At 71.8% G+C, this 10,276-nt stretch carries 9 protein-coding genes; 3 read left to right on the top strand and 6 right to left on the bottom strand.

What is annotated here, in order from left to right; translation table 11 throughout:
- The 3 genes from AB0C75_RS35185 to AB0C75_RS35175 form a co-directional block, all read right to left on the bottom strand.
- Nucleotides 1-811, bottom strand: an 811-nt coding sequence (locus AB0C75_RS35185) for an LCP family protein (protein WP_362896493.1), incomplete at its 3' end; no start/stop codon positions are given.
- 221 nt (nucleotides 812-1,032) lie between these two features.
- Nucleotides 1,033-2,391 carry an LCP family protein gene (locus tag AB0C75_RS35180; RefSeq protein WP_362896491.1) on the bottom strand — a complete coding sequence of 453 codons (1,359 nt, stop codon included), beginning with the start codon at nucleotides 2,389-2,391 and terminating at the stop codon, nucleotides 1,033-1,035.
- A 185-nt stretch (nucleotides 2,392-2,576) separates the two neighbouring features.
- Entirely contained in the window at nucleotides 2,577-3,329 is a 753-nt protein-coding gene (locus tag AB0C75_RS35175) for a TIGR03089 family protein (RefSeq protein WP_362896489.1), read from the bottom strand.
- Nucleotides 3,330-3,469: 140 nt separating this feature from the next.
- Between AB0C75_RS35175 and AB0C75_RS35170 the strand changes: the two genes are divergently transcribed.
- From AB0C75_RS35170 to AB0C75_RS35160, 3 genes are all read left to right on the top strand, one after another.
- Nucleotides 3,470-4,933 carry an N-acetylmuramoyl-L-alanine amidase gene (locus AB0C75_RS35170; protein WP_362896487.1) on the top strand — a complete coding sequence of 488 codons (1,464 nt, stop codon included), beginning with the start codon at nucleotides 3,470-3,472 and terminating at the stop codon, nucleotides 4,931-4,933.
- A 78-nt stretch (nucleotides 4,934-5,011) separates the two neighbouring features.
- Nucleotides 5,012-6,103: an NDP-sugar synthase gene (locus AB0C75_RS35165; protein ID WP_362896485.1), complete on the top strand. Its 1,092-nt coding sequence runs from the start codon at nucleotides 5,012-5,014 to the stop codon at nucleotides 6,101-6,103.
- Between the two features lie 125 nt (nucleotides 6,104-6,228).
- Entirely contained in the window at nucleotides 6,229-7,200 is a 972-nt protein-coding gene (locus AB0C75_RS35160) for a DNA-3-methyladenine glycosylase 2 family protein (RefSeq protein WP_362896497.1), read from the top strand.
- 24 nt (nucleotides 7,201-7,224) lie between these two features.
- On the opposite strand, the gene AB0C75_RS35155 is transcribed toward AB0C75_RS35160, so the two are convergent.
- From AB0C75_RS35155 to AB0C75_RS35145, 3 genes are all read right to left on the bottom strand, one after another.
- Complete coding sequence (locus AB0C75_RS35155) at nucleotides 7,225-8,559, bottom strand: coenzyme F420-0:L-glutamate ligase (protein WP_362896483.1); 1,335 nt, start codon at nucleotides 8,557-8,559, stop codon at nucleotides 7,225-7,227.
- Nucleotides 8,556-9,512 (bottom strand): 2-phospho-L-lactate transferase, encoded by a 957-nt coding sequence (gene cofD / locus AB0C75_RS35150; RefSeq protein ID WP_362896481.1) that lies wholly within the window; start codon nucleotides 9,510-9,512, stop codon nucleotides 8,556-8,558. Before cofD ends, AB0C75_RS35155 begins: the two co-directional genes overlap by 4 nt.
- Nucleotides 9,513-9,593: 81 nt before the next feature.
- On the bottom strand, nucleotides 9,594-10,094 hold the full coding sequence (locus AB0C75_RS35145) for a cysteine dioxygenase family protein (protein WP_362896479.1): 501 nt from the start codon (nucleotides 10,092-10,094) through the stop codon (nucleotides 9,594-9,596).
- Between the last annotated feature and the right edge of the window lie 182 nt (nucleotides 10,095-10,276).

Here is a 10,276-nt window from a genome sequence, read left to right as displayed (position 1 = left end):
CCGGGTCCTCGACCGCCTTGTCCAGGCAGACCGTGACGCCGCCGACGGCCGTGGAGAGTGTCTTGACCGCGTTGAAGTCGACCATCATGAAGTGGTCGACCGACAGGCCCGTGATCTTCTTTACCGTGCGCATCGTGCAGCCGGGGTCGCGCCCCTCCTGGCCGAGGCTGACGTTGAAGCGCACGTTCTGCGAGCCGGGTATGACCTTCTGCGAGCCGTCCGCCTGCTTGGTGGTGCAGTCGGGGACGTCCGTCATCAGGTCCCGGGGGATGCTCATCGCTGTCGCGTTGGTGCGGTCGGCGGAGACGTGGAAGAGGATGTTGGTGTCGGCGTGGCCCGTGCTGCCCTTGTCGCCGTAGCCCTCGTTGCCCTTGCCGGTCCGCTTGTCCGTGCCGATGACCAGGACGTTGAGCGGGCCGTCGGACGCGACGTCCTTGCTGCCCGCGTCACCGACATCGACGGTGCTGAGGTTGCCGTTGAACTTCTGGTAGAGCGCGTAGGCCCCGGCCGATCCGGCGACGATCACGAAGGCCGTGACCCCGCCGGTCCACAGCAGGGCCTTCCTGCGCCGGGACGAGCGCTGCTCGCGGCTTCGCCGGGCGGGTATCGGGCCCGGAGTTCTGCCGGCGGGACGTCCCCGGGATTCATCCCGTTCGGCCCGGCCGCCGGACCGATTCGGGGTACGGGAAGGGCGGGGCGACTCTGTTCCGGAGTGGTTCGGTCGCAATTCGTAATTGCCGGTCCGCGGGTTGAGCACCCACTGGTCGGCGGGATCGTTTCCGTCCGCCCGCCCATGGCTGTGCTCGTCCACGGTTTCCTGAATCCTCCGTCGGTGCCACACGAGACGCCGCCTCCCGGCAGGGCGCTCGGTTGTCCGCTCCGGCCGTGCGGTCCGAGGCCGCGAGTACCGGATCGCGTCACACTATCCGGCCGAATCGGCCAGAGGTGGCGCGCGTGACACATTCCACGCTCTTTACAACCGGGCATTCCTCCTATTCTGCTCCGATTACCTTGCAGGTCTTGGGAATTGCTTTACGAGTCGCACAGGTCGTCCGCCGCATTCGACCCGGAATACGTGGGGGCGGGGGTCGGGCTCGCGCCCGTATCACCGGACGGGTCCGTCCCCGAGCTGTGATCTGTCTGTGAATCCCCGGATTTGATTTCTTCGGCGGGGGCCACGGTGACGGCCTCGTCCTCGCGCAGCTGCTCGAACAGCCGGTTCGCGTCCGGCTGCACGAGCTCGTCGCGGTTCGCGTCGGCGTGGTACGCCTTGCGGGGCACGGTCAGGAACTGCACCTTCTCCGTCGGGACGTTCCGCATCCCGCGCACCAGGTCGTACAGGTCCCTCAGGGAGTCGAGGTCGGGATCCGTGGTGAGCGACTTCGTCGCCGCGTCCAGCACCGGGTAGAGCCGCGTCGGGTTCAGCAGCACGCCGTTGCTCTGCATCTTGTTGACCAGGGCCCCCAGGAACTTCTGCTGACGGTCCATGCGCTCGGTGTCGCTGCCGTTGCCGATCGACTTACGGGCCCGGACATAGCCGAGTGCCTCCTCGCCGTCGAGCTTCTGGCGGCCCGCGGGGAGCTTGAGGTGCGCGTCGTCGTCGTCGACCGGCTCCTTGAGGCAGACGTCCACGCCGTCCACGGCGTCGACCATGTCCTTGAAGCCGTTGAAGTCGATGACCATGTGGTGGTCCACGCGGATGCCCGTCATCTTCTCGACCGTACGGATCGTGCAGGCCGTGCCGCCGAGCTCGAAGGCCCAGTTGAACTGGGCGAACTGCTTCTTTGCGGCCTTGCCGTCCGCGGTGTGGCAGCTGGGGATCTCGGACATCAGGTCCCGCGGGAGCGACACCGCCGTCGCGCTCCTACGGTCTGCCGCGAGGTGCAGCAGGATCGTGGTGTCCGAGCGCTGGCTGCCGCCGTCGTCACGTCCGTAGGCGCTGTTGTCGCCGGAGCGGGTGTCGGAGCCGATGAGCAGGATGTTCTGGGCGTCCCGCGCGATCGGCCGCGGGCGTTCCTTCTCGTAGGCCTTGAGCTCCTCGGCCGCGCTGGTGTCGGTCGTGATGTTGTCGTCGAGCTTCCGGTACAGCCACCAGCCGACCCCGGCGGCGACCAGCACGAGGAGGGAGGTGGCGAGAGCGGTCCAGCGGAGCCAGTGGCGCCGGCCGCCCTGCGGGTCGCGCGGGGGCCGCTCGCTCCAGGTGCCGCCCTCCGGGTCCGTGCCGGACGTGTCGTCCTTCGGGGCGGAGCCGGACGTGGCGTCCTGCTCCGGGTCCGTCCCGGGGGCGTCCCGCGACCCGTCAGCCGGCCCGCCATCGGCCGAGTGGTCCGGGCGGTCCGGGCGGTCCGGCTCGGACGGGGTGCCGGGGCTGTCGCTCACGTCTGCGTCCATCCTTCACGTTCGGCGGCGCGATGGGCCGCCGGTCGCAGGGGTAGACGGCTGAACCTCACGCTTGGTTGTGCATCCGGACAGCGTTCTCGGCGGTGTTCCGTATCGCCGATCATGTACTGCCGCCGGTGCTCAGTCCCGGGGGCTCGGCCCGCCGTGGGCCGGACGGGTGGCGTCAGGAGCGCTTGTCATACCGCAGTGGCGGTGATCCGCTCGCTTTCGACGCGCTTGGCGAGCCCGCTCTCGTCCAGCCGGTCCAGGTGACGGCACAGGACCACCGAGCCCCCCGAGGCCAGCGGAGCGAAGAGCCCGGCGGACAGCCCCTCCCAGGTGTCGTACGTACGGCCCGTCAGGAGCCTGGATCCCGGGCCGAGTCCCAGCTCAGCCGCGTCCTCGCGGGCCCGTGCGACCAGCTGGTCCGCCGTCAGGCCCACGCCGCCCACCGTCAGCGCGGGGGCCGCCGGGTCCACCGGGGCGTACGGAGCGAAGCGGTCGCCCTGGCCCGGCACCTCCACCGCGTAGTCCGCGAACCCCTCGGGGGCCTGCGGGAACCGGCCGCCCAGCGGGCGCAGCGCCAGCGCGATCCGCTCACCGCGGCACGCGCGCGCCAGGTCGAGCGTGTCCGGTCCGCTGACGACCAGATCGGCCGAGGCCGGGTCGCCCCCCACCTCGGCGACGACTCCCACCGACGAGCAGGCGAGCAGCCAGACGGCCGACTGCCAGTGGGCGGGGAGCAGCAGCGCGAGCCGGTCGCCCGGCTCGGCGGCCAGGTCGCCCTGGAGCAGATTGGCGGTCTTGGCCACCCAATTGGCGAAGGTGGCCACCGACAGTTCGACGCGCTCTCCGGTTGCGTCGTCGTAGAAAGTGACGAGGGGGCGGGCGGGGTCCGCGGCGAGCGCGGATCGCAGCAGGTCGGCAGGGGTGCGGTCGCTGGCGTTCATCCGGGCAAGGGTACGCGGGCGGCGCCGGCCCGGCAGGGCGTGGCGTGTGCCCCGTACACCGGTTCGGCAGACGGGGTGTCAGCTGACGGTGGCTCCGCTCCAGTCGCCGGGAATGCCGGACTCTGTCAAGGATTTCCTGTATGCGTGCACTTCTTGCAACCTCGATCGGCGTCTCCTGCGCGACGGCACTCGTCCTCCCGCTCGCCGCGCCCGCACCCGCCGCCCCCGCCAGGACCCCGGTCGCGCAGGCGGCCGGGGCCGCTCCCGCCGAACCCTCGGGTTCGACCCAGTCGCTGCCCCTGCGTCCGCTCACCGAAGCGGCCCCGAGGGCCACCGGTAAATCCACCGAATCCACGGATCCGGCGCAAGGGGTGCTGCGGAAGGACTCGCACCGCTTCTCGCTCGTCGGCGTGGTCTGGGACGACGCCGACGCCGAACTGCACGGCACCGTCCAGGTCCGCACCCGCGCGACCGGCACCACCAAGTGGTCCGGCTGGCAGTCCCTGGAGACCCACAACACCGACCACGCCGCCGACGCGGGCACCCCCGAACGCGAATCGGGCACGGTGCGCGGCTCCACCGCCCCCCTCTGGGTCGGCGACTCGGACGGCGTCGAGGTCCGCGTACGGTCCGAGGACGGCGAGCCGCGCGGCGGCGCCACCGACACCGCGCCCCTCCCCGCGGGCCTCCAGGTGGAACTCGTCGACCCGGGCGACGACCCGGCCGACGCCACCGAGCAGCCGCGCGTCGACGGAACCCAGGCCACCGGCGGGCAGGCGACCGGCACCCCCGCCGTCGCCACCCCTGCGGGGGGCACGGCCACGCCTGCCACGGCCGCCCAGCCCGGCGCGCTTCCGGAGTCGGCGGGCCTCACCGTGGCGGCGGCCGAGAGCGCCGCGGTCAACGCCGACCTCGCCCCGCCCGGTGCCACCGAGATCCCCGCCCTGAGCAAGGCCGAGTCGGAGGAGCAGGCGGTCGTCGGAGCGGGTGCCAAGCCGTACGTGGGGCCGCGCCCCGGCATCGTCACCCGTAAGGGCTGGGGCGCCGACGAGAGCCTGCGCGAGAGGGCCTTCTCCTACACCTCGACCGTCAAGGCCGCATTCATCCACCACAGCGCCACCGGCAACAACTACACCTGCGCCCAGGCGCCCTCCGTCCTGCGCAGTATCTACCGCTACCACGTCAAGAGCAGCGGCTGGCGCGACATCGGCTACAACTTCGCGGTCGACAAGTGCGGAAACATCTACGAAGGACGCGCCGGAGGCGTGACGAAGGCGGTCCTCGGCGCCCACACCCTCGGTTTCAACACGAACACCATGGGAATCGCGGTACTCGGGACGTACAGCTCGACGAACCCGCCCGCGGCGGCGGTCACCGCCATCGCCAAGCTCACCGCCTGGAAGCTCGGGCTGTTCGGCCGCAACCCCAAGGGGAAGGTCACGCTCGTCTCCGGCGGCAGCGGCAAGTACAAGAAGGGTGCCAAGGCCAAGCTCAACGTCATCTCGGGGCACCGCGACGGGTTCGCAACCGAATGCCCTGGAATCCGTCTTTACAACAAGCTCGGCACGGCCCGGACCAGTTCGGCGAAGCTGCAGGGCCGCTGACCGGGAGGCTCCGAACGGTCTGCATACACTGGCCAGCCGAAACGAGGCCCGGCCCCAGCAGGAAGCAGAGACGGTGCTGTGACAGAGGCAAAAGAAGCGATCCTCCTGGTCGGTGGCAAGGGCACCCGGCTGCGCCCGCTCACGGTGCACACCCCCAAGCCGATGGTCCCGGCGGCGGGGGTGCCTTTCCTGACGCACCAGTTGGCGCGTGCGAGGGCGGCCGGGGTGGAGCACATCGTGCTCGCGACGTCCTACCTCGCGGAGGTGTTCGAACCGTATTTCGGTGACGGTTCGTCGTTCGGCCTCTCCATCGAGTACGTCACCGAGGACGAACCCCTCGGTACCGGCGGAGCCATCCGTAATGTGGCGTCGCGCCTGGCCTCGGGCCCGGACGAACCCGTCATCGTGTTCAACGGGGACATCCTCACCGGCCTCGACATCCGGGCCCTGGTCACGGCGCACGCCACCTCGGGGGCGGACGTCTCCCTGCACCTCACCAGGGTGGAGGACCCGCGCGCCTTCGGTCTCGTGCCGACGGACGCCACGGGCAGGGTGACGGCCTTCCTGGAGAAGCCGCAGACCCCCGAGGAGATAGTCACCGACCAGATCAACGCGGGGGCGTACATCTTCCGCCGGTCGGTCATCGACACCGTTCCGGCCGGCCGGCCGGTCTCGGTGGAGCGCGAGACCTTCCCCGGTCTGCTGGCCGCGGGCGCCCATCTCCAGGGCATGGTGGACTCCACGTACTGGCTGGACCTCGGCACCCCGCAGGCCTTCGTGCGCGGCTCCGCCGACCTGGTCCTCGGCCGCGCCCCGTCGCCCGCCGTCCCCGGCCGCTGCGGCGACCGGCTCGTCCTGCCCACCGCGTCCGTCGCCGCCGACGCCAAGCTCACCGGCGGTACGGTCATCGGCGAGGGCGCGCTGATCGGCGAGGGTGCCAGGATCGCGGGCTCCACCGTGCTGGAGGGCGCCGTCGTGGAACCGGGCGCGGTGATCACCGACTCACTGGTCGGAGCCGGCGCCCGGATCGGTGGCCGCTCGGTGCTCAGCGGTGCGGTGATCGGCGACGGCGCCCAGGTCGGCGCCGACAACGAACTGCGTGACGGCATCCGTGTCTGGTGCGGCGCCGTCCTCCCGGACGCCTCGGTCCGCTTCTCGTCCGACCAGTGAACGAGACCGTGCTCGCCCACCCGTGAACCCGCCGTGCTCGCCCACCTGTGACTTACCCTCGACAGGCACCCCGACGACCGAGGACCTCACCCGTGGCAGGACGCTTCGTACCCCGCACCACCGCCGTGCCCCGGCAGGAGCCGGACTCCGGCGAGGGCCACGCGTCCGCCCCCGCGCTGACCAGGACCTGGACACCGCCGGGACCGCTCGACCTGCGGCTGGTCCTGAGCCCGCTGCGGCGCGGCCCGGCGGACCCCGCCTACCGGGCGCTGCCCGACGGGACCTTCTGGAGGGCGACCCGCACCCCGGCCGGGCCCGGCACCCTGCGCGTCTCGGCTGCCCCCGGCGGACGGATCGCGGGGGCAGCCTGGGGGCCGGGCGCACAGTGGCTCCTGGACCGGCTTCCGGCGCTGCTCGGCGCGGACGACACCCCGGACGACTTCCGCCCGCGCCACCGGCTGATCGCCCTGACCCAGCACCGCAGGCCCGGTCTGCGGCTGCTGCGCACCGGGCTGGTCATGGAGTCCCTGATCCCGTCGATCCTGGAACAGAAGGTCACCACCGACGAGGCGTACCGCGCCTGGCGGCTGCTGCTCCGCACCTACGGCACCCCCGCGCCCGGACCTTGCGACGTGACGTTCGGCACGTACGGCCTGTACGTCATGCCGGACGCCAGGACCTGGTCGCTGATCCCGTCCTGGGAGTGGCACCGCGCGGGCGTCGACGGCAAACGCTCCGCCACGATCCTGCGCGCGGTCCGGGTGGCCCGGCGCATGGAGGAGGCGGCCGCCATGGAGCTGCCCGAGGCGACGGCCCGGCTGCGGCTGATCCCGGGCATCGGCCCCTGGACCGCGGCGGAGACCCTGCAGCGTTCGAACGGCGCCGCGGACGCGGTGACGGTCGGCGACCTCCATCTGCCGGGCATCGTCGGCCACGCGCTCGCGGGCAACAGGAACGCCGACGACGAGGAGATGCTGGAGCTCCTCGCCCCGTACGAGGGCCAGCGCCACCGCGCGACCCGCCTGATCATGCTCTCGGGCCACACCCCGGCCCGCCGGGCCCCCCGGATGACGCCGCGCGACATCGCCCGGCTGTGACCCCGGGCAGGCCCCGGCGGCCGCTCAGCGGACCTGGATGAAGGCCCCCGCGTCCCGGGCGGCACGCGGCGGCGGCGTTCCCTTCGGATGCCCCACGGCCACCGCGCCCAGCGGATCCCAGGAGTCCGGCAGGTCCAGCACCTCACGCACCACGGACCGGCAGAACATCGTCGACGAGACCCATGCCGAGCCGAGCCGCTCACCCGCGAGCGCCACCAGGAAGTTCTGCACGCCCGCACCGGCCGCGACCACGAACATCTCGCGCTCCGCGGTGTCCCTGCGCTCGTCCCCGTAGGTGTGGGAGCCGTCCATCACCAGGCACGGCACCGCCAGATACGGCGCGTTCCGCAGGACGTCACCCCGCCGCACCCGCTTGGCGACCGACTCCTCGCTCCGCCCGTCCCGGCGCAGATCCGCGATCCACGCGTCCCGCATGGCGTCCAGCAGCCGGTGACGCGATTCGGCGGACTCCAGCAGGACGAAGCGCCAGGGTGTGGTGTGGTGGGGCGCCGGGGCCGTCACGGCCGCCGCCACCGCACGCCGTACGGCGCCCGGGTCGACCGGCTCGTCCGTGAACTCCCGCACCGTGCGCCGGAGGTTCAGCGCTTCCCGCACCGCCTCGGACGTACCCAGCCGGAACATGTCGTCGGCCGCGACCCGCACCATCGCCCGGGCGCCCGCGTCCCCGTCCTCGGCCATGTCCGCCACCACATGGGGGAGTCCGCGCACCACGGCGACCGGAAGCCCGGACGCCTTGCCCTTCACCAGATCACCGGCCGAGGCCAGCTCGTCGGCCGTGGCCACGACGGTGGCGCTCAGCGGATTGCCGTGTCCGTCGGTACCGCCCCGGAGGTCGTCCAGGACCCTGACCCCCGCGGCCCCGATCGCCACGTCCGTCAGACCGCTGCGCCACGGGCGGCCGAAGGTGTCCGTGACGACGACCCCGACATCTACCCCGAGCGTGTCGCGCAGTCCGTCCCGGATCAGCCGGGCCGACGCGTCCGGGTCCTCGGGCAGCAGCAGGACCGTCCCCGCCGGGGTGTTCGAGGCGTCGACCCCGGCAGCGGCCATGACGAGCCCCTGCCGGTTCTCCACGATCCTGAGCGTCCCGCGCCGTGCGACCACCCGGACGGTCTCGGCGTCGATCGCCGCCTCCCGGTCCGTGGCCTCGACGATCCGGCCCTCCGCCTTGGAGACGATCTTCGAGGTGACCAGCAGGACATCGCCGTCCACCAGGCCAGGCTCCGTCGCGGCGATCAGCTTCGCGAGGTCGTCGCCCTCGCGCACCTCGGGCATCCCGGGCAGGGCCCACACCCGGTACGAGGGGGCGGCGTCGGCGTCGGCGTGTGCTCCGCTCATGCCCGCACCTCCTCGGCAAGCGCCAGGGCCTGGCGGGCCATCTCGGCGGTGGCGTCCACGTCCGTCATCATCAGCGGGATGGCGCGGCAGCGGATCCCCGCGGCCTCGACCTCGTCGACGACCGCCTCGTCCACGCTGTCGACGAGCCAGCCGTCGAGCAGACCCGAACCGTAGTGCTGAGCGACGGCCGCGGCGCTGGACTCGACGCCGACGGCGGCCAGCACCTTGTCGGCCATGCCCCGCACGGGTGCGTCCCCGACGATGGGGGAGAGCCCCACGACGGGGACCCCGGCCTCGGCGATGGCCTCCCGGATGCCGGGCACGGCGAGGATGGTGCCGACCGACACGACCGGGTTCGACGGCGGGAAGACGATGACGTCGGCCTCGGCGATGGCCTCCAGAACGCCCGGCGCCGGCTTGGCCTGCTCCGCGCCCACGGGCACCACGGCCTGCGCGGGCAGGGAGGCGCGCAGCTTCACCCAGTACTCCTGGAAGTGGATGGCCTTGCTCTCGCCGTCGACGTCCACGGCGACATGCGTCTCGATACGGTCGTCGGACATGGGGATCAGCCGGACGCCCGGCTTCCACCGTGCACAGAGGGCCTCGGTGACCGCGCTCAGCGGATAGCCCGCGCCGAGCATCTGCGTACGGACGATATGGGTCGCGAAGTCACGGTCGCCGAGGCCGAACCACTCGGGCCCCACCCCGTACTCCGCGAGCTCGTCCTTGACCCGGAAGCTCTCGTCCGTACGCCCCCAGCCCTGCTCCTCGTCGATGCCACCGCCCAGGGTGTACATCACGGTGTCGAGGTCCGGGCAGACCTTCAGCCCGAACAGATGGATGTCGTCGCCGGTGTTGCCGATCACCGTGATGTCCGCGTCGGGCGCGGCCTGTTTGAGGCCACGCAGGAAACGAGCACCACCGATACCGCCGGCCAGAACCACAATGCGCATGCCGACCAGTGTGGCAGGCGCGTAACGACCTGGTGCGCGACGGAGAGCGGATCAGGCCGTACGGCTGCTGGTGGCAGAGCGTCAGGCGGGTACGACATCCTCGGAGGCCGGAGCGCACTGCGCCGAACGCATCGGCATGTCGGTCAGGCCCGGGAAGTAGATGTGCAGGCTGACGGCGGGTTCCAGCGAGTCGTTGACGACCTCGTGGACGTATCCCGGGGCGAAGACACGCTGCGCGCCCGCGTCCAGGGTCAGCGCCCCGCGCGACGTGTGCTCCGTCAACTTGCCGCCCAGGACCGTGAGTACACCGGAGGACAGGCCGTGGTCATGCCGGCCGCTGCCCTGGCCCGGGACCCAGCTCAGCAGCCACACCTCGTAGCCAGGAGCGCTCTGCAGCCGGTGGTACCAGCGCGTCGTGGTGTCGTACCGGACGAGCGGGGCCCACCGGGCACGGTCGGCGGCGATGGAGCGGGCGAGTCCGGCGAACCCGGCCACGGTGGAGGGATGGGGACCGGCCGGCTGGAGGAGGTGCTGGACCTCGAGGATGTCGCCGGCGATCGAAAGGTCGCTGTCGCTGTTCATGGGTGCGGTGGTTCCTCGGCATGTGGATGCGCGTGCGGAGCGCGGAGACCGGAGTGCGATGAAACAAGACGAAGCTGGATCAGAGCTGGAGCGCTACGGCTTCAACAGCTGTGACAGCTGGAACAGCAACAGCGAGCCTGGACAGCACTACGGAACCCACGGGTGTGGGTCGTGTACGTGGC

It is taken from the genome of Streptomyces sp. NPDC048565, from assembly GCF_040650935.1.
Taxonomy (GTDB): domain Bacteria; phylum Actinomycetota; class Actinomycetes; order Streptomycetales; family Streptomycetaceae; genus Streptomyces.
The sequence above is the reverse complement of the archived record's forward strand: the minus strand, read 5'-3'. Positions and strand labels throughout refer to the sequence as shown.

What these genes read in the sequence shown, in the direction of transcription:
- AB0C75_RS35180 (WP_362896491.1), bottom strand. Translation starts at nt 2,391, where the DNA reads ATGGACGCAGACGTGAGCGACAGCCCCGGCACCCCGTCCGAGCCGGAC.
- AB0C75_RS35175 (WP_362896489.1), bottom strand. Translation starts at nt 3,329, where the DNA reads ATGAACGCCAGCGACCGCACCCCTGCCGACCTGCTGCGATCCGCGCTC.
- AB0C75_RS35170 (WP_362896487.1), top strand. Translation starts at nt 3,470, where the DNA reads ATGCGTGCACTTCTTGCAACCTCGATCGGCGTCTCCTGCGCGACGGCA.
- AB0C75_RS35155 (WP_362896483.1), bottom strand. Translation starts at nt 8,559, where the DNA reads ATGAGCGGAGCACACGCCGACGCCGACGCCGCCCCCTCGTACCGGGTG.
- cofD (WP_362896481.1), bottom strand. Translation starts at nt 9,512, where the DNA reads ATGCGCATTGTGGTTCTGGCCGGCGGTATCGGTGGTGCTCGTTTCCTG.
- AB0C75_RS35145 (WP_362896479.1), bottom strand. Translation starts at nt 10,094, where the DNA reads ATGAACAGCGACAGCGACCTTTCGATCGCCGGCGACATCCTCGAGGTC.